Origin of the sequence: Neisseria sp. RH3002v2f, assembly GCF_014596375.1 — a bacterium.
In the GTDB taxonomy this organism is placed as follows: Bacteria; Pseudomonadota; Gammaproteobacteria; order Burkholderiales; family Neisseriaceae; genus Neisseria; species Neisseria cinerea.
The window spans coordinates 60067-85377 of the sequence record NZ_MAYZ01000024.1 but is presented as its reverse complement, the minus strand read 5'-3'; the positions used below and the strand labels follow the sequence as shown (position 1 = coordinate 85377).

The 25311-nt window shown below is 48.0% G+C and carries 9 protein-coding genes; all 9 read left to right on the top strand.

Annotated elements, in window-relative coordinates; translation table 11 throughout:
• Positions 1–8 precede the first annotated feature (8 nt).
• The 9 genes from bamA to BBW69_RS10020 all read left to right on the top strand — a co-directional run bounded on the left by bamA (position 9) and on the right by BBW69_RS10020 (position 25032).
• Complete coding sequence (gene bamA, locus BBW69_RS08455; RefSeq protein ID WP_039854091.1) at positions 9–2387, top strand: outer membrane protein assembly factor BamA; 2379 nt, start codon at positions 9–11, stop codon at positions 2385–2387.
• A gap of 64 nt (positions 2388–2451) precedes the next feature.
• A complete protein-coding gene (locus BBW69_RS08450; protein ID WP_188211009.1) occupies positions 2452–2952 on the top strand; it encodes an OmpH family outer membrane protein in 501 nt (166 codons plus the stop codon).
• A 34-nt stretch (positions 2953–2986) separates the two neighbouring features.
• A complete protein-coding gene (gene lpxD, locus BBW69_RS08445) occupies positions 2987–4033 on the top strand; it encodes a UDP-3-O-(3-hydroxymyristoyl)glucosamine N-acyltransferase (RefSeq protein ID WP_188211008.1) in 1047 nt (348 codons plus the stop codon).
• Between the two features lie 33 nt (positions 4034–4066).
• Positions 4067–4516 carry a 3-hydroxyacyl-ACP dehydratase FabZ gene (fabZ, locus tag BBW69_RS08440; RefSeq protein WP_003675936.1) on the top strand — a complete coding sequence of 150 codons (450 nt, stop codon included), beginning with the start codon at positions 4067–4069 and terminating at the stop codon, positions 4514–4516.
• 67 nt (positions 4517–4583) lie between these two features.
• Entirely contained in the window at positions 4584–5360 is a 777-nt protein-coding gene (gene lpxA / locus BBW69_RS08435; RefSeq protein ID WP_107859592.1) for an acyl-ACP--UDP-N-acetylglucosamine O-acyltransferase, read from the top strand.
• A 100-nt stretch (positions 5361–5460) separates the two neighbouring features.
• Positions 5461–8292 carry a valine--tRNA ligase gene (locus tag BBW69_RS08430; protein WP_188211047.1) on the top strand — a complete coding sequence of 944 codons (2832 nt, stop codon included), beginning with the start codon at positions 5461–5463 and terminating at the stop codon, positions 8290–8292.
• Positions 8293–8642: 350 nt separating this feature from the next.
• Positions 8643–12059 (top strand): YadA-like family protein, encoded by a 3417-nt coding sequence (locus tag BBW69_RS08425; RefSeq protein ID WP_188211007.1) that lies wholly within the window; start codon positions 8643–8645, stop codon positions 12057–12059.
• Positions 12060–12198: 139 nt separating this feature from the next.
• The gene (locus BBW69_RS08420) at positions 12199–12642 is read left to right on the top strand and encodes a phage virion morphogenesis protein (RefSeq protein ID WP_188211046.1); all 444 of its coding nucleotides are present in this window, start codon (positions 12199–12201) and stop codon (positions 12640–12642) included.
• A gap of 648 nt (positions 12643–13290) precedes the next feature.
• Positions 13291–25032, top strand: coding sequence for a YadA-like family protein (locus BBW69_RS10020; RefSeq protein WP_223169987.1), 11742 nt, complete (start codon positions 13291–13293; stop codon positions 25030–25032).
• Positions 25033–25311: the final 279 nt, after the last annotated feature.

The following is a 25311-nucleotide window of genomic DNA, read 5'->3' as shown; positions in this document are numbered from 1 at the left end:
AACTTATGATGAAACTGAAACAGATTGCTTCCGCACTGATGGTCTTGGGCATATCGCCTTTGGCATTTGCCGACTTTACCATCCAAGACATCCGTATCGAAGGCTTGCAGCGTACCGAACCGAGTACCGTATTCAACTACCTGCCCGTAAAAATCGGCGATGCCTACAACGACGGCCGCGGCGGGGAAATCATCAAAAGCCTGTACGCGACCGGGTTCTTCGACGACGTACGCGTTGAATCCGCAGACGGACAGCTCCTGCTGACCGTCATCGAACGCCCTACCATCGGATCGCTCAATATCAGCGGTGCGAAAATCCTGCAAAACGACGTCATCAAAAAAAATCTCGAGTCGTTCGGACTGGCGCAGTCGCAATACTTCAACCAGGCGACACTCAACCAGGCAGTCGCCGGATTGAAAGAAGAATATCTCGGACGCGGCAAACTCAACATTCAAATTACCCCCAAAGTTACCAAACTCTCCCGCAACCGCGTCTCCATAGACATCACGATTGACGAGGGGCAATCCGCCAAAATCACCGACATCGAATTTGAAGGCAACCAAGTCTATTCCGACCGCAAACTGATGCGGCAAATGTCCCTGACCGAAGCCGGCATTTGGACGTGGCTGACCAGGAGCAACCAGTTCAACAGTCAGAAATTCACCCAAGATATGGAGAAAATAACCGATTTCTACCAAAACAACGGCTATTTCGACTTCCGTATCCTCGATACCGACATCCAAACCAACGAAGACAAAACCAAGCAGACCATCAAAATCACCGTCCACGAAGGCGAACGTTTCCGCTGGGGCAAAGTCTCCATTGAAGGCGATACCAACGAAGTACCCAAAGCCGAATTGGAAAAGCTGCTGACCATGAAACCCGGCAAATGGTACGAACGCCAGCAAATGACCGAAGTTTTGAGTGCCATCCAAAACCGTATGGGTTCCGCAGGCTACGCCTACAGCGAAATCAGCGTCCAACCGCTGCCCAATGCGGAAACAAAAACCGTCGACTTCATACTGCACATCGAACCCGGCCGGAAAATCTACGTCAACGAAATCCATATCACAGGTAACAACAAAACCCGCGACGAAGTCGTGCGCCGCGAATTGCGCCAAATGGAATCAGCGCCTTACGACACTTCCAAGCTGCAACGCTCCAAAGAGCGTGTCGAGCTTTTAGGCTACTTCGACAATGTCCAGTTTGACACCGTCCCGCTTGCCAACACGCCCGACAAAGTCGATTTGAACATGAGCCTGACCGAACGTTCCACCGGTTCCCTGGATTTGAGCGCGGGTTGGGTTCAAGATACCGGGTTGGTCATGTCCGCAGGCGTTTCCCAAGACAACCTGTTCGGTACGGGCAAGTCGGCCGCCCTGCGCGCCTCCAGGAGCAAAACCACGCTTAACGGCTCGCTGTCGTTTACCGACCCGTACTTCACGGCAGACGGGGTCAGCCTGGGCTACGATATTTACGGAAAAGCCTTCGACCCGCGCAAAGCATCGACCAGCGTCAAACAATATAAAACCACCACCGCCGGCGGCGGTGTAAGGATGGGTATCCCCGTTACCGAATACGACCGCGTGAATTTCGGTTTGGCGGCAGAACATCTAACCGTCAACACCTACAACAAAGCGCCCAAACGCTATGCCGACTTTATCAAGAAATACGGCAAAACCAACGGCGCAGACGGCAGCTTCAAAGGCTGGCTGTACAAAGGTACCGTCGGCTGGGGACGCAACAAAACCGACAATGCCCTGTGGCCGACACGCGGTTACCTGGCAGGCGTCAATGCCGAAATCGCCCTGCCCGGCAGCAAACTGCAATACTACTCCGCCACCCACAACCAAACCTGGTTCTTCCCACTGAGCAAAACCTTCACACTGATGCTTGGCGGCGAAATCGGCTATGCCAACGGCTACGGCAAAACCAAAGAAATCCCCTTCTTTGAAAACTTCTACGGCGGCGGCTTGGGTTCGGTACGAGGTTACGAAAGCGGCACGCTCGGTCCGAAAGTCTATGACGAATACGGCGACAAGATCAGCTACGGCGGCAACAAAAAAGCCAACGTTTCCGCCGAACTGCTCTTCCCGATGCCGGGTGCGAAAGACGCACGCACCGTCCGCCTGAGCCTGTTTGCCGATGCAGGCAGCGTGTGGGATGACAAAACCTATACCGCCGCCGAAAGCGGCAACAACAAATCGGTTTACCTGGAAAACGCGCACAAATCCACCTTCTCCAACGAATTGCGCTATTCCGCCGGCGGTGCCGTAACCTGGCTCTCGCCTTTGGGGCCGATGAAATTCAGCTACGCCTACCCGCTGAAGAAAAAAACGGAAGACGAAATCCAACGCTTCCAATTTCAACTCGGTACGACGTTCTAATCCCGCACATGCCGTCTGATTCCCTTCAGACGGCATTTCGCGGCAACATCCGAAAGGAGTTCCCATGACCCGCTTTACCGACAAGCTTGCCGCAGTCCTAATAGGCCTGTGCTGCACCGTAGGCGCGCATGCCGGCGCAATCCAAAAAATCGGCTTTATCAACACCGAGCGCATCTACCTCGAATCCGAACAGGCGCGCGACATCCAAAAAACGCTGGACGGCGAATTTTCCGCCCGTCAGGACGAATTGCAAAAACTGCAACACGAAGGGCTTCAGTTGGAAAGGCAGCTGACCGGCAGCAAGCTCAAAGATGCGCAAAAGGCGCAAGCCGAACAAAAATGGCGCGAAATGGTCGAAGCGTTCCGCAAAAAACAAGCCCAGTTTGAAGAAGACTACAACCTCCGCCGTAACGAAGAGTTTGCCGCACTCCAACAAAATGCCAACCGCGTCATCGTCAAAATCGCCAAACAGGAAGGTTACGATTTCATTTTGCAAGACGTGATTTACGTCAACACCCAATACGACATCACCGACAGCGTCATCAAAGAAATGAACACCCACTAACCCCCTTTCAGACGGCATTCCAAACAGGAAAACCATGAGCCAGACCACCTACACCCTGTCCCAAATCACTGCGCAGCTCGGCGGAAAATGGCAAGGGGAAGACATTTCCGTTACCGCCGTGCGCCCGCTCGCAGACGCGCAGGCGCAACACATCAGCTTCCTTGCCAATCCGAAATACAAAGCCGAAGTCCACGACAGCAACGCGGGCGCGGTCATCGTTTCCGCCAAAGCAGCAGACGGATTTGAAGGGCGCAACCTGATTGTCGCCGACGACCCCTATCTCTATTTCGCCAAAGTCGCGCGCCTGTTTTCACCCGTCGTCAAAGCGCGCGGCGGCATCCATCCGACCGCCGTCGTCGAACCGAGTGCCACCGTTCCCGCAAGCTGCGAAATCGGCGCGAACGCCTACATCGGCGCAAACACCGTGCTCGGCGAAGGCTGCCGCATCTTGGCAAACGCCGTCGTCCAACACGATTGCAAACTGGGCGACGAAGTCGTCATGCACCCCAACGCCGTTGTTTATTACGGCTGCACACTGGGCAGACGCGTCGAAATCCACAGCGGCGCAGTCATCGGCGCAGACGGTTTCGGACTCGCTTTTGCCGGCGATTCATGGTTTAAAATCCCACAAACCGGCGCGGTAACGCTGGGCGACGACGTAGAAATCGGCTCGAACACCAACATCGACCGCGGCGCGATGAGCGACACCACCGTCGGCAACGGCACCAAAATCGACAACCAAGTCCAAATCGGACACAACTGCAAAATCGGTTCGCACACCGTCATCGCCGCCAAAACCGGCATCTCAGGCAGCGTAACCATAGGCAGCTACTGCATCATCGGCGGCGGCGTCGGTACGGTCGGACACATCGAAATCGCCGACAAAACCACCATCGGCGGCGGCACGTCCGTCACCCACAGCATTACCGAAAGCGGCAAACACCTCGCCGGCATCTTCCCGATGTCTACCCATAAAGAATGGGCGCGCAACGCTGTTTACATCCACCGCCTGAGCGAAATGAACAAACGGCTCAAAACACTGGAGCAGCAGCTTTCAGATGCCGGTCAAGCCAGCAAATAACCAAACCGACTTTATTCAAGGAATACGACAGACATGGACGTACAACTCCCTATCGAAGCCAAAGACATCCAAAAACTCATCCCCCACCGCTATCCGTTTTTGCAACTCGACCGCATTACCGCCTTCGAGCCGATGAAAACCCTGACCGCGATTAAAAACGTCACCATGAACGAGCCGCAGTTCCAAGGTCATTTCCCCGACCTGCCCGTCATGCCCGGCGTACTCATCATCGAAGCCATGGCGCAAGCCTGCGGCACACTCGCCATCCTCAGCGAAGGCGGCCGCAAGGAAAACGAATTCTTCTTCTTCGCCGGTATAGACGAAGCCCGTTTCAAACGCCAAGTCATCCCCGGCGACCAACTCGTCTTTGAAGTCGAGCTGCTGACCAGCCGGCGCGGCATCGGCAAATTCAACGCCGTTGCCAAAGTAGACGGGCAAGTCGCCGTCGAAGCCGTGATTATGTGCGCCAAACGCGTGGTTTGATGCACATGATGCCGTCTGAACATCCTCACAGGCCTTCAGACGGCATACCCATCCGAAGGAACAAAATATGCCCCTCATCCACCCGACCGCCGTCATCGACCCCAAAGCTGAACTCGACTCCAGCGTCAAAGTCGGCGCGTACACCGTTATCGGCCCCAACGTCCAAATCGGCGCGAATACCGAAATCGGCCCGCACGCCGTCATCAACGGCCACACCACCATCGGCGAAAACAACCGCATTTTCCAATTTGCCAGCCTCGGCGAAATTCCGCAGGACAAAAAATACCGCGACGAGCCGACCAAGCTGATTATCGGCAACGGCAACACCATCCGCGAATTCACCACCTTTAATTTAGGCACGGTAACCGGCATCGGCGAAACCCGTATCGGCGACGACAACTGGATTATGGCGTACTGCCACCTCGCGCACGACTGCGTGGTCGGCAACCACACCATCTTCGCCAACAACGCCTCGCTTGCCGGACACGTTACCATCGGCGACTACGTCGTTTTGGGCGGCTACACGCTGGTTTTCCAATTCTGCCGCATCGGCGACTACGCCATGACCGCCTTCGCCGCAGGCGTACACAAAGACGTACCGCCCTACTTTATGGCATCGGGCTACCGCGCCGAACCGGCGGGGCTCAACAGCGAAGGCATGCGCCGCAACGGTTTTACCGCAGAGCAGATTTCCGCCGTCAAAGACGTGTACAAAACCCTCTACCATCGCGGCATTCCGTTTGAAGAAGCCAAGGCAGACATTCTCCGCCGCGCCGAAACCCAAGCCGAGCTTGCCGTATTCCGAGACTTTTTCGCACAATCGACGCGCGGCATCATCCGCTAACCGTACCCTTTTGATGCCGTCTGAAACCTCCAAAAGCGTTTCAGACGGCATTTGCGCTATAATTCAAACCATCAAATCATCTTATTTCTCAGGGCTTCATATGTTAGACAAATACTCCCCCGCCGAAATCGAATCCAAACACTATCAAAACTGGGAAAGCCAAGGCTATTTCCAGCCTGATATGGATTTGACGAAACCGTCTTTCTCCATCCAACTGCCGCCGCCCAACGTAACCGGTACGCTGCACATGGGCCATGCCTTCAACCAAACCATCATGGACGGCCTGACCCGCTACTACCGCATGAAAGGCTGCAACACCGCCTGGATTCCCGGCACAGACCACGCGGGCATCGCCACGCAAATCGTGGTCGAGCGTCAGCTTGCCGCGCAAAACGTGTCCCGTCATGACTTGGGCCGCGAGAAATTCTTGGAAAAAGTGTGGGAATGGAAAGAAGTTTCCGGCGGCACGATTACCCAACAAATGCGCCGCGTGGGCTGCTCTGCCGACTGGACGCGTGAGTATTTCACGATGGACGACGTGCGCGCCGAAACCGTAACCGAAGTGTTCGTGCGCCTGTTTGAACAAGGCTTGATTTACCGCGGCAAACGCTTGGTGAACTGGGATCCGGTTTTGGGTACGGCAGTGTCTGATTTGGAAGTGGAAAGCGTGGAAGAACAAGGCTCTATGTGGCACATCCGCTATCCGCTGACGGACAATCCCGCCGAAGCCGTTATCGTCGCGACCACCCGTCCTGAGACGCTGCTGGGTGACGTTGCCGTTGCCGTCAACCCTGAAGACGAACGTTACACCCACTTAATCGGCAAAGAATTAATACTGCCGCTAACCGGTCGCACCATCCCCGTTATTGCCGATGAATATGTCGAAAAAGACTTCGGAACCGGCTGCGTGAAAATCACGCCTGCGCACGACTTCAACGACTACGAAGTCGGCAAACGCCACGACACGCGCCTGATTAATGTGTTCGACCTGGAAGCTAAAGTGTTGGCAAACGCCGAAGTGTTCAACTTCAAAGGCGAAGCGCAACAAGGCTTTGCCCTGCCTGAAAAATACGCAGGCTTGGACCGCTTTGCCGCGCGCAAACAAATGGTTGCCGATTTGCAGGAACAAGGCTTCTTGGTCGAAATCAAACCGCACACGCTGATGACGCCGAAGGGCGACCGTACCGGCTCAGTGATTGAGCCGATGCTGACCAGCCAATGGTTTGTCGCCATGTCCGCCACGCCAAACGGCGGCGAGCCTGACAGCGAATTCAAAGGCTTGAGCCTTGCCGACAAAGCCAAAAAAGCCGTCGACAGCGGCGCGGTACGCTTCATCCCTGAAAACTGGGTCAATACCTACAACCAATGGATGAACAACATCCAAGACTGGTGTATCTCACGCCAACTGTGGTGGGGCCATCAAATCCCTGCGTGGTACGACAACGAAGGCAATGTGTATGTCGCCCGCAATCAGGAAGAAGCCGAAAAACAAGCCGGCAAAACAGGCTTGACCCGCGAAGAAGACGTATTGGACACATGGTTCTCCTCCGCGCTCGTGCCGTTCTCCACGCTCGGCTGGCCGTCTGAAACCGACGAACTTAAAGCCTTCCTGCCGTCCAACGTCTTAGTTACCGGCTACGAAATCATCTTCTTCTGGGTGGCGCGCATGATTATGATGACCACCCACTTCACCGGCAAAGTACCGTTTAAAGACGTGTACATCCACGGCATCGTGCGCGACCACGAAGGCAAAAAAATGTCCAAATCCGAAGGCAACGTCATTGATCCTGTGGATTTGATCGACGGCATCGACTTGGAGAAACTGCTGGTGAAACGTACCACCGGCCTGCGCAAACCCGAAACCGCGCCGAAAGTGGAAGAAGCCACCAAAAAACTCTTCCCCGAAGGTATCCCCAGCATGGGCGCGGACGCATTGCGCTTCACCATGGCGAGCTACGCCAGCCTCGGCCGCAGCGTCAACTTCGACTTTAAACGTGCCGAAGGCTACCGCAACTTCTGCAATAAATTGTGGAACGCCACCAACTTCGTGTTGATGAACACCGAAGACAAAGACTGCGGTCAAGACGAAATGCAGCCGTTGGCGTTTACCTTCGCCGACCAATGGATTATCGGCAAACTGCAACAAGCCGAAGCCGCCGTTGCCGAAGCCTTTGAAACCTACCGCTTCGACCTTGCCGTGCAAACGCTGTACGAATTCGTGTGGAACGAATATTGCGACTGGTACATCGAGCTGGCAAAAGTGCAAATCCAAACCGGCTGCCCGACAACCCAACGCACCACACGCCGCACCCTCGTGCGCGTACTCGAAACCATCCTGCGCCTGCTGCACCCAATCATGCCTTTCATTACCGAAGAGCTGTGGCAGGTCGTTGCGCCTCTGGCGAATGCCAAAACCGCCGACAGCATCATGTTGGCCGCCTATCCGCAAGCCGATAAAGAACAAATCGTTCAGACGGCCTTCGACAAAATGGCCGCATTGAAAGACTTGGTGGAAGAAGTGCGCAAACTGCGCGGCGAAATGGGTATCGCGCCAAACGTCAAAGCACCGCTCTTCGTCGAAGGCAGCGCAGAACTCGAAGGCCTGCTCAAATACCTGCCGTCGCTGACCCGACTGACCGAAGCCAAGCTGGTGGACAACCTGCCCGAAGCGGAAGACGCGCCCGTCGCCGTCTGCAACGGCGCGCGCCTGATGCTGAAAGTCGAAATCGACAAAGCCGCCGAAACCGCCCGTTTGAGCAAAGAAGCCGAGAAGCTGCAAAAAGCCTTGGACAAACTCAATGCCAAACTCTCCAAACCCGGCTACACCGAAAAAGCCCCCGTGCATCTGGTGGAAAAAGACAAAGCCGATTTGGCGGAATTGGAAGACAAAATGGCGAAAGTGCAAAATCAGTTGGCGAAGTTGAAAGACTGATTTTGGTTAAATAAATAAGGCCGTCTGAAAAATGTTTTTCAGACGGCCTCTTTTAAAAAAGGAAATAGATGAAACGCTTTATTCTGCCGATGCTTTTATCCGAAACCACACCGGCAAACAGATTCGCACCTGTAACCCGTTAATCTTGATGATTAAAAAATCATTACAGCCAAATTACCGACATATCAAAGCATCTATCATTAAAAATAAACCTCCCACACAGGCACAGCTCTCAAAATTTACATAAAATAACCCCTACTTGCATAACTTCCTATATATAACCCCATATTTTTCAAGTATAATATTATAGTTTTCATGACAATTCACTAACCTCTATAAGGATTTTAACGATGAATAAGATTTTCAAGGTCATCTGGAATCATACAACCCAAACTTGGACTGCTGTGGATGAATTAGCGTCCGTAAAAGGTAAATCAAAATCTGTAAAATTAGCCGCAATTTCTACCGCACTTTTAGCTGTTGCAGGGGCATCTCAAATTGCTGTTGCATCAGATAAACAAGTAGCTGAAAACACTGGAATAGTATCTACAAGTGCTGAGGCTAAAAATGTTTCTCCAACAGTAAAACTTGATGCAAGTCAGTTGGGGGGGATGGCTATTTCTCCGGATCGAGTAAGCGACCAGTTTAAAGGCGGTGCTCACAATGGAACGGCAAATATTCCTGGTGCAACAGTCTATGCTCATGATGGTATTGCAATCGGTAGTGGAACTGTAGCAGGTACAAAAGAGGTAGGTGGTAACGGTCATGTTGCAATTGGTTTAATGGCTCGTGCAAATGGCGCTAAAACTGGTGGTGCTGCAGTTGCGCTTGGTGCTTATGCTGTGGCTGAAGAGCAAGATACTATAGCAATTGGTAACCAGGCTCATGCGAACGGTAGTCAGGCGGTTTCAATTGGTCACAAGGCTGAATCTACCGCTAATGGCACGGTAGCGGTAGGTAATGAATCTCAATCAAATGGCTTTAACTCTACAGCCGTAGGTGATGGTTCTCAAGCTGTATCAAATTTTTCGACAGCTTTAGGCGGTAAATCAAAGGCTAAAGGATGGGATACAATTGCTGTTGGTTATAAAGCAACGGTAGATGGAGACCGTTCAACTGGTGTAGGTGCAAGAAGTCAATTAACTGGGACTGATATCGCTTCTTTAGGTAAAGAATCTAAAATATCAAGCAACAAAGTTTCAACATTAGGTGCTGGCATTACAGTTGGCGAGAAGCGTGATGGCGCTGTTGTATTAGGTTATGGTAGTGACGCAGATAACACAACAGTCACACAAGAAGATCAGGCTAAAGTTGGAGACCTAACATATTCAGGTTTTAAAGGTAATTTAAAAAATATCAACAAAGACTTAGCAGGTCGATTTGTTTCTGTTGGTTCAGAAAATAATGAACGTCAAATCAAACACGTTGCTGCGGGTAAAATTGATAGTACTTCAACCGATGCAATCAATGGTTCACAACTTTATGCAGTCGCTTCCGGCTTGCGTGATCAATTCCCGGTGGTTTATACCGATGCAGACGGCAATAAAGTCGTGAAATACCCTGACGGCAAATACTACCCGGAAGGTACGACTTTTGATGCAAACGGCAACCCGTCCAATCCGGCTGTAACCAATGTTATCGCCTCCATGAACAATGGCGACAACAAAAAAGACAAACCCATGCAGTTGGCAAACGTCGGCAGCAACCTGCCTACGGTGGACGATACAACCAAACAGGCATTTGACCCGAACAGCACAACGCCAAAAGATGGCAAAGACAATAAGTCTGCGCCGATTACGGCCGACGAAGCTGCCGCTATCGCCAAGAAAGCCGGCAACAATGCGGCAACCGTTTCTGACGTGTTGAATGCAGGTTGGAACCTGCAAAACAACGGCGAAGCCCGCGACTTTGTGAAACCGTATGACACCGTAAACTTTGTCAATGGCATAGGCACAACAGCAGTTGTTGAAACAAATGATGAAGCTTCAACAAGTAACGTAACGTTTAATGTCGATATGGCAGAAATAACGCCAGAAAGTGATGGTTCGGTAAAAGGTCCGGTTCCTCAAGAGTTGTTAGATAAATTAGATGCAGCTCAAGCAAAAGTTGATGAAAATCCCGATGATGAGGAAGCGAAAAAAGCATTAGAAGCTGCGCAAGATGCGGTGAATAAAGCTGGCGGCAATAAAGTTGCTAACGCCCAAAACGTTGCGGATATGATTAACTCATCCGGCTTTACGCTGAAGACTTCCGCAACTGCCGACGGCAAGAAAGAATCCGGCGACGATGAAATCATCAACCCGGGTAAAACCGTTGAAATGGTGGCAGGTAAAAACTTAACCGTGAAACAAGAAGCGAACGGTAAAGTGACCTATTCGATGAAAGACGATGTTGAGTTCACTTCTGTGAAAGTCGGCGAAGACAAAGACGGTAAAAAACCGGTGAACTTCACAACAGAGAAAGCAACAGATGCCTCTAACAACGATCCGGCAAATAAACCGACAACCGCGTTGAATGTTTCTTCTTCAGACGGCAAACCGACCCAGATTACGGGTGTGGGCTCTACCCTGAACGTGAAACCTGTGGATACCAATCCGAACGGTACGCCGACAACGGGTAACCTGGTTGATTTGGTCGGCACAGACGCTAAACCGGTGAATAAAAACGCTGCTGCAACCGTAGGCGACCTGCAAAATATGGGTTGGGTGGTTTCATCTGATAAAGCAACCGATGCGACAGGCGAATATAAAGATGTAGTGAAAAACGCCAACGAAGTGAAATTCGTCGGCAAAGGCGCAGCCAAAGTATCGGGTAAAACCGTGAACGGCGTGCGCACTATTACCGTTGATGTGGAAGCTCCATCTGTTGAAACTGCCAAAATCACTCCAAATACCGACGGTTCAGTAACTGGTCCTGTTGCTGCGGATAAAGCTAAGGAATTGGCAGATAATCTGAAGAAAGCCGAGCAGGCAGTGAAAGATTTGCCTGCGGATGCGACTGAAGACAAGAAAGCAGAAGCACAAAAAGCATTGAAAGATGCCCAAGATGCGGCAGCTCCGTTGAACAAAGTGGCAACCGCCCAAAACGTTGCTGAGGCTATCAACAATTCAGGCTGGAGAACAAACTCTACCACTGCAACTGGTGGTGCGAAAGATACGCTCATCAATCCTGGTAAGGCTGTGAACTTCGAATCTGGTAAAAATATGGAAGTGGCACAAACTGTCGATAAAGATGGCAATGTGGCATATACCTATAAAACCAAAGACGATGTTCAATTCAACAGCGTACAGCTTGGTGGTGATACCGGTCCTAAATTAACTAACGACGGTAACGATCTGAAAGTATCCGGCAGCAACGGAACTCCGGTCAAAATTACCAACGTCGCAAACGGAAACATTAGCGCAGATTCTAAAGATGCGGTTAACGGCAGCCAGCTGCACGCGACCAACCAAAGCATCAACCGACTGGGCGACACCGTCAATAACATCGGCGGCAACGTTACCCGACTGAGCGACAAAGTGGACAACATGGATCGCGACTACCGCGCAGGTATTGCGGGCAGCAACGCCGCAGCCAGCCTGCCGCAGGTTTACCTGCCGGGCAAATCCATGGTTGCCGCAGCAGCAGGCACGTTCAAGGGTCAAAACGCCCTGGCTGTCGGCTACTCAAGCATTAGCGACAACGGCAAACTGATTTGGAAAGCGCAAGCCAACCTCAACAGCCGTGCAGATGTCGGCGTAGGCGTAGGCATGGGCTACCTCTGGTAACCTGTTTCCTTACACAAAGCCCTTCGGATTTCCGAAGGGCTTTTTTTTCAGATAAAATATTTGCACAATTGCAACACAAAGTGAAGCCGCTAACCCCGGAATCATTGGCATGGGTACGCGAATTATTGAGGGACTGACCATGCTTGAGATTAAATTAGATGCAGAGAGGCTCAACCACGGTTTAAGTACACTGCTCAAAAACGCCACCGACACCCGCACCATGATGCGGGGCATCGCCACCGAATTGCTGTCCATGACCGAGGACAACTTCGAATCAGAAGGTTGGGGCGGACAGCGGTGGAAACAAAGCCAGCGCGCCGCAGACGAGGAAGGCAAGACCCTGCAAAAAAGCGGGCAACTTGCCGCTAGCCTGACTACACAGGTTGGCAGCAACTATGCCCGCATCGGCAGCAACAAAAAATACGCCGCCATCCACCACCTTGGCGGCCAAGCGGGGCGGGGTCACAAAACCAACCTCCCCGCGCGCCCCTACCTCCCCATCAACGGCAACGGCGAACTCCAACCGGACGCCGAACGCCGAATCCTAGACATCGCCATCGCCGCACTCAAAAAAGGACTCTGACAACAAAAAACGGACGATAAAAAACCGTCCGTTTTTTGTTGCACTATTTGCAACTCTTTTTCACTTTTCCCATCCCACCACATCCCCCATCATCCCACTTCTTCCCATTTTTCTCATCATTCCTATATATTTATCTCATTTGGTTTCAACAAAGAAACCTTACAATATACAGCCCGTATGCCGAACCCGGCCTCGACCCCACTCCTCCAAATGCCCTCTCCGCCCAAACCTCAGCCAAGCGGTACAAAACAAAACATTACAAAACAAGATATTAAATATCAGCCGAGCCAAATCTACCCGCCTACCCAAACCGATGCCGTCTGAAACCTCCGCCGGCAGACAACATACCCCTCTCTGCCGGACAATACTAGAGCCGAGACTCCATTGTAAAATAAAGCAATATTGCATCAATTTCTAAAATACCGCAGGCTCTTTGTTATAATGCAAAGTTGATTTTTTCCCAATATCGTTTCCGAAAACACAGCACATGGTTTGTCCCAAGCTTACAAACCGTATGAGCAAGGGCGAATATGCAAAAACCGGATAAAACCGCATACAGCCGCTCAGTACCCAAAAGGTACGCCTGCCGCCCCTATCGATTCGGAATAGCGGATTGACTATCTTAAACACATTTTAAAGGGTTATATTATGAATAAAGTATTCCGAGTGATTTGGAGCCAGGCAACCCAATCTTGGGTGGCGGTATCCGAATTAACTAAGGCACACAAAAAACAAAGCTCATCAACTGCTAAAAAAAGTGCATCCGGCTCTTCAGCGAACCTTATTAAATCTTCAGCCATCGCATTGGCTCTATTAAGCGGCCATTCGTCTTATGCTGCCGTTAATGCGCAGGGAACAGGATCTGGCGACAGTGTTGCTTGGGGGACATCGTCAAATGCTTCAGGAAATAATGCTGTTGCTGTGGGTAAAGAATCTAAGGCTACTCAGAACAATGCAGTAGCGGTAGGTAGAAAAGCACAAGCCACAGGAGATAGTGCAATTGCAGTGGGAATTGACTCTCAAGCATCGGGAACTCTTGCAGAGGCAATCGGTGTTGGATCTAAAGCGATTGGTAATAAATCCGTGGCAATATCCACTAGTAGTAAGGCGGAGGGAGATCGAGCCATAGCGATAGGCGATAATTCTAATACAAACGGAGCTGATACGATTGCCTTAGGTACAAATTCAAAGTCTACAAATATATATACTGTAGCTCTTGGTAGAAATACAGAAGCGGCTGGGCAGCGCTCGATGGCATTTGGTAATGAATCAAAGGCTACAGCGCATAACACAATTGCTTTTGGTGCATCCAGCGAAGCCAAAAAAGAAAATGATATTATCATTGGTAGAGAAGCCAAAAGCCGTGATGGAGGGGGCGGACATAGCGTTGCTGTCGGCTATAATGCAACAGCCGGCTCTAGTAGAACTGGAGCAGCTACTGATGTCACGAGTACAAATACTAATGCCGCTGCAGGTGGCGTAGCTATTGGTGTCTCATCTTATACAGGGCTTAATAGAAATAATGCTGCCATTAATTCTTCGGTAGCCATTGGTGCTGGTGCTGGTGCTGGGTATCGTGCGATTGGGGCAGACGGTTTACCGACGGGTAATGGTACCGATCCGGATGATAATGCTACCGTATTGGTGAAAGCTTTTGGCGGCACAAAAGCAACATTAAGTAATTTTAATAATTCAGGAACAGCCGCTAAAGATGGTTTCTTTTCTTTCCAAGGCGTAGATATTAATGAAGGGACAGCTTTAGGGCGTAACACCCGTGCCATCGGTGACCAATCGGTAGCCATTGGCGCACAATCCATAGCGGGTCAAGGTTCTATCGTTATCGGCGGTAATGATATTACACAATATCACAACAAGAAATATTTTAAAGCTGCGAACCCTGACAGTGGGGATGCCAAAGGTGTTAATGATTTTGATGTTGCCACTGTACCTGGAACAGGAAAAAATGGTCAACCTATTACGATTACCGCTAAATATAAGGAGCTTGTAGGCGCAGAATTAGATAAAGCCTATCGTGCCAGCTATGGTCAAGACGGGTCTACCGTAATCGGTATGCAGGCTCACTCTACCACCCCGTTGGGCGTGGCGATTGGTACAAACTCTATCGTTCGAAAAGGTGCCTTTGGTGCCACAGCCATTGGTTCCGGTGCGTCTATCTTGGCAAATGCGGAGGCAGCAGTCGCCATCGGTATGGGCGCGGAAGCTCAGGGTAATTACGCCGTAGCTGCCGGTACGGCTGCCCGTGCTAAAGAATCTGCGGTTGCCGTAGGTTATCAAGCCAATGCAACGGAATCTTCCGTTGCCGTAGGCCACGAAGCAAAATCTACCAAAGAATCTGATATTGCTGTTGGTAAAGGCGCTATTGCTTCTGGTAATCAGGGTGCGATTGCTATGGGCTTGGGTACCAATGCTCAAGGCGATTCCTCTATTATGATTGGCGGCTCAAATATTTCATCTGCTGCTAGTCAAAGAACAGAGTTTGAAGAAGCAACGGGTGGTATAACCGCTAAAAGCGTAACCGAGAAAATTAACGGTAAAGAAGTTACCCGTAATTATACTTTTGCTGCGACAAGAAAGACTCAAGGAACCATCGCTCAGGCATATAAAGAGCTAACAGGCCTCGAGATGGATACATCCACCCTTGACTTTGCCGATGCGAAAAATAAAAACGGCCACGCATCCACGTCTTTGGGTGTTCATGCATTAGCAAAAGGAAATTTGGCAACAGCCATCGGTGCGAGCGCGCGTGCTAATGCTATCGGTTCTTTGGCATTAGGTACCGGGGCACATGCGACTAAACAAAATGCGGTAGCAATCGGTACAGGCTCTACAACCGATTTGGTGGGTACACGCCAATTAAGCGTGAACTACGACAGCGACGGCAATATTGTTTCCGATAATGACAAAGACAAGATCGCTTACACATTTAAATGGGCTGGCGGTACCAATACCGCTGAAGGCGACGTCGTATCCTTCGGTAGCTCCGGTGCGGAACGTCAATTGAAAAATGTGGCAGCCGGTCGTGTAGCTGAAGACTCTACAGATGCTATCAATGGTTCTCAGTTGAACTCTATCACCAAAAAAATTGCAGCAGGTTTTAACACAAGCGGTAATGTGGTAACGGGATCTTCAGGAGAATTCACATCAAAACAAAAAAATGCAAATGTGGATTCCACGAAAAAAGATTACGAAACCGCAATCCGTTCGGAAGATAAAGTCCAATTCCAAGTCGGCAACAACTTGAAATTAGACCGTGATGAAACCGTATCTGAAGTTGATGTTCCGGATGATTTTGATAAAAGTAAAACAGTTAAAAAGAAAATCAGAAAAGCCGATTTTGCCTACAGCCTGAACCCTGTATTAACCAACCTGACCAGTGCAGAGTTTATCGGTACGGGTACAGATGCACCGACAACCAAGCTGACTAATGCAGGCGTAACCATTACTCCGGCAACCTCTACAGGTAAGAAACCCGTTTCATTGACCGAAAACGGCTTAAACAACGGCGGTAATCCGATTACCAATGTAGCCGGCAATCTTGACGGTGCGAAAACAGGTACAACTGCGCCGACAACTAAAGCAGACAAACCGAATAATGTAGATGACATTAAAAACAACGCCGCAACCGTGGGCGATGTATTGAATGCAGGCTGGAACTTGCAAGAAAAAGGTACGGCAAAAGATTTTGTTACCGCCTATGACACCGTTAATTTTGTTGACGGCGAAGGCACAACTGTATCTGTTGAAAATACAGACGGCAAAATCAGCAAAATCAAATACAGCGCAAACCTTGGCGATGGTTTGGAAAAAACCAACGACAATAAAATCAAGGTAAAAGCAGCAGATAAGTCTTTAGAAGTAACAAATGACGGCGTTAAAGTAAAAGCTGCCGATAATACCCTTACAACCGATGAAAACGGCTTAAAAGTTAATACCGGCAACATCACTACAGCAGCTGTGCCGACAGTAACTGCGGGCAATGAAAACAAAATCGCTACCGTAGGCAACGTGGCAGAGGCCATTAAAGCGGCTGCTTGGAATGCAACTTCAGCTGCCACAACAAGCGGTGAAAATACGGGTACGAAAGTTCAGCCAGTGAAAGCAGGCGATACAGTAACCTTCGAAGCCGATAAAAACATCAAGATTGCTCAAGCTGAGGGTAAATTCACATTCTCGACAAAAGATGATGTAACGTTTACAACTGTACAAGTCGGTGGAGATCAAGGTCCTAAATTGTCTAAAACAGATGATGGCAATATCAAAGTATCCGATAAAGATGGAACAGAGCCAGTAAAAGTTACCAATGTAAAAGATGGAGACATATCTGCAGATTCCAAAGATGCTATTAACGGTAGCCAATTCCATAAATTGGCGAATAATACAATTCAGTTAAAAGGACAAACAGGTACTAATGCCGCTACAGAAACTGATAAACAAGCATTAAATAAAGAAAATGGAATCGCTTTCACTGTTAAATCTAGCGATGGCAATTTGCTAGAAGTAAGTGCAGCAGGCGATACCATCACATTAACTCCAAAAACTGGCACGATTACGACAGATACAAATGGAGTGCCAACAGCTGATACAACTGGTGGTAAATTGGTCACTGCGGATCAATTGGTGAATGCTTTAACATCTATGGGCTGGAAAGCGACAGCAGGTAAAGATGGCACTGGTACTGTGTCTGGTGCTGCTACAGAGTTGATCAAAGCAGGTAATACAGTAACTTTCAAAGCTGGTGATAATTTAGCCGTTAAACAAGATGGTAAAAACTTTATCTATTCTTTACAAAAAGAATTAACTGGTCTAACAAGCGCTGAATTTAAAAACCAAGCTGGTGATACAACTGTGATCAATGGCAATGGTATGACAATCACGCCAAAAGATGCGCCAGCAAACCCAGTATCTTTAACAAAAGATGGCTTAGATAATGGTGGAAAAACAGTTAAAAATGTTACATCTGGTTTGACGAATTATGCAGAAGGAACGCCAAAAGCAGGTCTTGTAGACTTAAGCAAACCAACTGCAGGAAACCTAACTGTTCCTGATACTACAGCAGCTACTGTAGGTGATTTGCGTAATATGGGTTGGGTTGTATCTTCGGACAAAACAACAGGTGCAGACGGTGCAGCTACTGCTGCAGAATACTCTGACAAAGTGAAAAACGCTGACGAAGTGAAATTCGTCGGCAAAAACGCAGCCAAAGTATCGGGTAAAACAGATCCTGCGACAGGTATTCGCACCATTACCGTTGATGTGGAAGTGCCGGAAACAAAAACTGCCGAACTAGTTTCAAGCAAAGACGGTTCTGTTATTGCACCGTCAACTAATCCTGCGCTTCAAACAGCATTAAAAGATGCAAAAGATGCCTTAGCTGCATTGCCTAAAGAAGCAACACCTGAGCAGAAAGAAGCGGCTGAGAATAAAGTCAAAGATGCTGAAGCAGCATTAAATAAGGCTGTAGATGATAAAGGCGTTGCTACGGCTAAAAATGTTGCGGATATGATAAACGCATCCGGCTTTACGCTGAAGACTTCTGCAACTGCCGACGGTAAGAAAGAATCAGGCGACGATGAAGTCATCAACCCGGGCAAAGCCGTTGAAATGGTGGCAGGTAAAAACTTAACCGTGAAACAAGAAGCGAACGGTAAAGTGACCTATTCAACCAAAGATAACGTTGAATTTACTTCTGTCAAAGTGGGTGATACTCAAAACGGTAAAGCACCGGTTAACTTCACAACAGATAAAGCAACAGATGCCTCTAACAACGATGCGGCAAACAAACCAACAACTGCGCTGAATATCTCTTCAGACGCCAAACCGACACAGTTGAAAGGTGTGGGTTCTGTGTTGAATACAAAAGAGCAGCCGACATCAACTGGTAAACAAGGGGATACTCCGGCAACAGCGGGTAACCAAAACTTAGTGAACCTTGGTAACGATCCAAAAGCAGGTAATAAATCAAGCCTTGCACCTGAGATTTTGAACTCAGCGGCAACCGTAGGCGATTTGGCGAACATGGGTTGGGTCGTGTCAACCAAAGACGGCAACGGTTATACCGATGTTGTGAAGAACGCTAACCAAGTAGACTTTGTGGGTAAAAATGGCATTACCGTAACCGGCGAAACTAAAGACGGTGTTCGAACCATCACCGTTGAAGCGGCACAAACTCCAGTGGTTTATACCAATAAAGCCGGTGACAAGCTGGTTAAAGTTGGCGATAAATTCTATAAAGCCGATGAAGTTGAAAACGGCAAACCAAAAGAAAATGCCCAAGTAGTACCGAACGATAAGGTCATCGCCTCCATGAACAATGGTGGTAACAACGCTGCAAACAACCCTATGCACCTGTCAAACATCGGCAGCAACCTGCCGACGGTGAACGATACAACCAAACAGGCATTTGACCCGAACAGCACAGCACCTAAAGTAGGTACAGACAACAAGTCTGCGCCGATGACGGCAGCTGAAGCAGCTGAGTTGTTGGATCCGACGAGCAATAAATTTGCCGGTAACAATGCGGCAACCGTTTCCGACGTGTTGAATGCGGGTTGGAACTTACAAAATAACGGCGACGCTCGTGACTTTGTGAAACCATACGACACAGTGAATTTTGTAGATGGACTCAATACCAAAGCGGTAGTGACCACGGATGCAGAAGGAAAAGTAAGTAATGTACAAATAGATGTAAAAGACTTACCGATCGCATATACAAATGAAGCTGGAGATAAAGTAGTTAAAGCAGCAGATGGAAAATATTACAAAGAAAGCGATTTAGCTGGAAAAGTATATGATCCAAAAACTAAGCAGTTTAAAAATGCAGATGGAACAGCATTGAATGAGCAACCAACAGCAGTTGCTGGAGATACTGTAAAAACTAATTTAGTAAATCCAAATGCAGAAGCAAACAAAGCTGGCAATGCAACACAATTAGGAAATGTTGCAAGCGGTGCAAATACGTTTGCTCCAGTAGAGGACAAGAAATTAGGTAATGATGGTAAATGGTATCCAGCTGATCAAGTTGAGCCTAATGGTCAACCTAAGAAAGATGCATCTCCAGTAGCTGTACCAAATAACATTGGTAAAGCAGGTTTAATTGATTTTAGTCAGTCTAATCCTAATAATGCAGCTACTGTAGGTGATTTACAAAACTTAGGTTGGATTGTATCTGCAAAAGGTAATGACTACTCAGATCAAGTACGTAATGCAAATGAGGTGAAATTTGTAGGTGAAGGTACAGCATCTGTAACTGGTAAAACTGATGATAAAGGTGTACGTACCATCACTGTAAAAGTAGATGACCAAGTATCCACGAATAACTCTGTAACACCAGTTGTGTACACAGATAAAGATGGTAAGACTGTATATCCAATTAAGGATGACAAGGGAAATGTAACATACCATACAACTCCAGATGGAAAAGGTAAGGGAGATACAGAGATACCAAAAGGTGATGTAATTACATCAATCAATGGTCCAGAGGGTACAACAGCACCAACAACATTATCTAATGTAGCAGGCAACTTAGATGGAGCTAAAAAAGATACAAAAGCGCCAACTACTGAACATGGTCCTGTTAATTCAACAGATGCAGCAGCTCTTAACTATGTAAATCCTAACAATGCTGCTACTGCAGGTGACGTATTAAATGCAGGTTGGAACTTACAAAACAATGGCACTGCGAAAGACTTCGTAAAACCTTACGACACGGTGAATTTTGTCAATGGAATAGGAACAGTTGCAGTTGTTGAAACCGATGAGAAAGGTTTAAAGAGTAATGTCACCTTTAATGTCGATATGGCTGAAATAACGCCAGAAAGTGATGGCTCAGTAAAAGGTCCAGTACCACAAGATCTATTAGATGCATTAGATAAAGCTCAAGAAGAAGTTGAGAAAAATCCTAATGATGAAGCTGCGAAAAAAGCATTAGAAGCTGCAGAAGATGCAGTGAATAAAGCTGGCGGCAATAAAGTTGCTAATGCCCAAAACGTTGCGGATATGATTAACGCATCCGGCTTTACGCTGAAAACCTCTAACGTTGAAGGCGGAGAAAAAGATGCTACATCTACTGGTGATGAAGTTATCAACCCGGGTAAAACCGTTGAAATGATTGCAGGTAAAAACTTAACCGTGAGACAAGAAGCGAACGGTAAAGTGACCTATGCAACCAAAGACGATGTGTCGTTCAATACGGTAAATGTAGGTGGTGACAACACTTATGTCGATGAAAACGGTAAGCCTGTTACTAAAGATGGTGATAAATATAAAGACGCTGAAGGTAATCCTGTTGATGCGGCTAAAGTCACCAAATTGTCTCCAGTTGCGATGAAGGCGGAAAAAGCCAAACCTGCAACGAATAACGGCAATGAGGCGAAAGACCAACCGACAACAGCGTTAAATGTCTCTTCTTCAGACGGCAAACCGACCCAGATTACGGGTGTGGGTTCTACCCTGAACGTGAAACCTGTAGACACTAATCCGAATGGTACGCCAACGGCAGATGCGGATAAACCAAATCTGGTTGACTTAGTGGGAACCAAAGATGCACCAGTGAATAAAAACGCTGCGGCAACCGTAGGCGATCTACAAAATATGGGTTGGGTAGTATCAACAAAAGATAGCAACGGCTATAAAGATGTGGTGAAAAATGCGAACCAAGTGGACTTCGTGGGTAAAAATGGCATTACCGTAACCGGCGAAACCAAAGATGGTATTCGTACTATTACTGTTGAAACGGCTCAATCGCCAGTAGTTTATACCGATAAAGCAGGTAACAAACTGGTGAAAGCAGGAGATAACTTCTACCCAGCAGATTCAGTGGTGTTTGGTGATAAGGCTTATCCTGCAGGTTCAGTGGTAATTGGTGGTAAAGTGTATCCTAAAGGTACAACACCAGAACAAGTAACAGCTGGCACTGCAACGCCAGTAACGGCATTGACGAATGGTACAAAACCAGCAGATGTGATTGCTTCAATGAACAATGGTGATGACAAATCTGCGAATGCGCCAATGCAATTGGGTAATGTAGCGCAAGGTGCAGAAACTATCGCACCGGTAGATGCTGATGGTAATAAACTCGTTAAAGCAAATGACGGTAAGTATTATCCAGAAGGTAAAGTAAAAGCTGATGGTTCATTAGAAGATGGCACAACAGATGCGGATGTAAAACAACCGCTTAAATTGGCGAACGATGGTAAATGGTATCCAGCGGATCAAATCAGTGCGAAAGGTGTTCCTACGGATACAGCAAAAGCAGTTACGCCGCCAGCGAAGATGGATCCAGCAGCAGGCTTAGTAGACTTTGCAAACTCTAACCCGAACAATGCAGCGACAATAGGCGACTTGCAAAATATGGGTTGGATTGTAGGTGCTCCAACGAATGGCTATACAGACCAAGTGCGTAATACTAACAAAGTGAACTTTGTAGGCACAGGTATAGCTACGGTAACAGGCGAAACGGATGCGAAAGGTGTTCGTACGATTACTGTAAACGTAGCAAATGGCTTAGTGGATGTTGCGAAGAATGAAGCAGATACAGCAACAGGTGCGGTAACAGGACCGAAGAAAGCGGCTGAAGATGCATTAAAAGCGGCTAAGGCTAAATTAGATGAGTTAAATAATAAGCCAACAGCAACAGAAGAGGAGAAAAAAGCTGCTCAAGACGCAGTAAATAAAGCTCAAAGTGCGGTAAATAATGCACCTAATTTGGTAGCAACAGCGCAAAATGTGGCGGATATGATTAACAAATCAGGCTTTAACTTGAAAACTTCTGCAGCAGAAGGTCAGAAAGTGAACGGCACGAAAGATGAAGGAGAGTTAATCAATCCAGGCGCAACCGTTGAAATGATAGCAGGCAAAAATATGTCTGTGAAACAAGATAAAAACGGTAAAGTGACTTACGCAACGAAAGACGATGTTGAGTTCAACACAGTTAAAATTGCAAATCCAAATGGTGCGACTTATACCGATAAAAACAACAACCCTCTTGTGAAAGCGGATGATGGTAAGTTCTATCCAGCAGATCAAGTGGAAAATGGTAAGGTGAAAGATCCTGCTAAAGCAACACCAGTTGACGCAGATAAAGTCACAACTAAAGCAGCACCATCGGTTGAGTTTAAAGCAGAAAAAGCAACCCCTGCGACAAATAACACAGGTAAAGATCAAGATGGTAAAACTGTTGAACCTACAACAGCATTAAACATCTCATCTGACGATGGCAAACCGACTCAATTAAAAGGTGTGGGTTCTGTGTTGAATACAACAGCAGTGCCAACAGCCCCTGAAGGTACTAAAGATGGTAAGACTGCAACTCCTGAAGCTGAACAACCTAAGTTAGTAAATTTAGAAGGTAAGAAGGATCCTAAAACGGGTAAAGTTACTGAGCCATTAAGTGATGAGACTTTAAATTCAGCTGCAACAGTTCGTGATATAGCGAATATGGGTTGGGTGGTATCGACCAAAGACGGCAACGGCTATAAAGATGTTGTGAAGAACGCCAACCAAGTAGACTTCAAAGGTGGTACCGGCATTTCCGTCAAAGGTGAGACAACAAAAGACGGCGTCCGTGAAATCACGATTAGCGTTAAAGATGGCGAGGTAATCAAACCGAATCAATTTACTGCTAAAGTCAATGGAACGGATACTCCGGTAACCAAAGTAGGAGACCAATATTACAATACCGCAGATATTGATCCGAAAACCGGTAAGCCAAAAGCCGATAAAAACCCGGTAACCCCTGACGCGGGTACAACCCCGACCAATGCGGGTGACGGTTACGTAACGGGTAATAAGGTAGCTGCTGCGATTCAAAAATCAGGCTTTGTAGTTGGTAAGCAGAAAGATGCTCTATCTGCGGCAGACTTCAAAGACGAAGATGAGAAAGTCAACCCTGACGACGAACTTCGTTTTGCAGACGGCAACAACACGAAAGTTAAATTGGCGACGAAAGAGTCTGTTGATAAAGACGGCAATAAAGTAACCACAACGACAGTAAAAGTCGATGTGACCGGTTTGCCTGTCCAATATACTGCCAAAGTCAATGGAAAGGATACGCCGGTAACTAAAGTGGGCGACCAATACTTTACCGTTGACGACAAAGGCAATCCGACTACAACAGAAGTGAAGCCTAAGGACTTAACAACGAATATGGTTAATCCTGCAGCGGCACCGAATGCCATTGGCTCACCGACAACATTGGGTAATGTGAAATCTAATCTGCCGTCTGTAAATGACGCAGATAAGAATGCCAAAGATGTTGCGGGCAATCCGATTGCCGGTAAAGACAATAAGTCTGCACCAATTACGGCCGAAAAAGCTGCCGATATCGTCAATAAAGCCGGTAACAATGCGGCAACCGTTTCCGACGTGTTGAATGCGGGTTGGAACCTGAAAAACAACGACGAAGCCCGCGACTTTGTGAAACCATACGACACCGTGGACTTCATCAACGGCAAAGGTACAAAAGCAGTTGTTGAAACAGCAGACAACCTGACCAGCACCGTGAAGTTTGATGTGGATGCGGGTGAAATTACTGCGGAAACCAAAGACGGTAAAGCTACGGGTAAAGTTGTAGGTCTGATTCCTGCCGATAAAAAACCTGCAGATTTGCTTAAAGCGGTAGAAGACGCGCAAAAAGCGGTTGATAAGTTGGCAAAAGATGCAGCGGCAACTCCGGAAGCGAAAAAAGCTGCCCAAGATGCACTTAAAGCAGCCCAAGCTGCGGCAGCTCCGTTGAACAAAGTGGCAACTGTCCAAAACGTTGCGGATATGATTAACGCATCCGGCTTTACGCTGAAGACTTCTGCAACTGCCGCCGGTAAGAAAGATCCTGCATCTACCGGTGATGAAGTGATCAACCCGGGCAAAGCAGTTGAAATGATTGCAGGTAAAAACTTAACTGTGAAACAAGAAGCGAACGGTAAAGTGACCTATGCAACCAAAGACGATGTGAATTTCAACAGCCTGTCTCTCGGAACCTCGCAACATGCTCCGACTTTAAGTGCTGCTGAAGATGGATCGCTGAAGCTTGGCAGCAAGGACAATCAGGCACCCGTCCGTATATCTAATGTTGCTCCGGGTATAAAAGATGGTGATGCTGTGAATGTAAGTCAGCTCAAAGGCGTTACAAAAGATCTTGAAGATAAGATCGATGGTGTAGCAGCCGGCTCGAATGCTGCTGCATCCCTGCCTCAGGTCTACCTGCCGGGTAAATCTATGGTTGCCGCATCAGTCGGCACCTACGGTTCTCAAGGTGCTTTGGCTGTTGGTTACTCCAGTATCAGCGATAATGGAAAATGGTTGATTAAAGGTCAAGTCAACGTCAATACTAAAGCCAAAACCGGTGGCGGTGTCGGCGTCGGCTACCTCTGGTAAACCAAGTTGAAAAACCTCCGTATTGTATTCAATACGGAGGTTTTTTATATGGCTTGTAGCGTATTGCAAAATATGATATCCCTACAAATATATCAAACTAACAATAAGTCGATATCTCTATCTGCCTCAAACTGAAAGCTAAATAAAACATCCTATTTAAATAAAAACCTGTGTTCAGATAATCAGTTGATTCCCATCTGGGTGAAAATCTATTCCATTGGATAAACTGCATTTCATCCAACTGTTAGGGTTGTATCCACGGCATATTAAAATACAGTC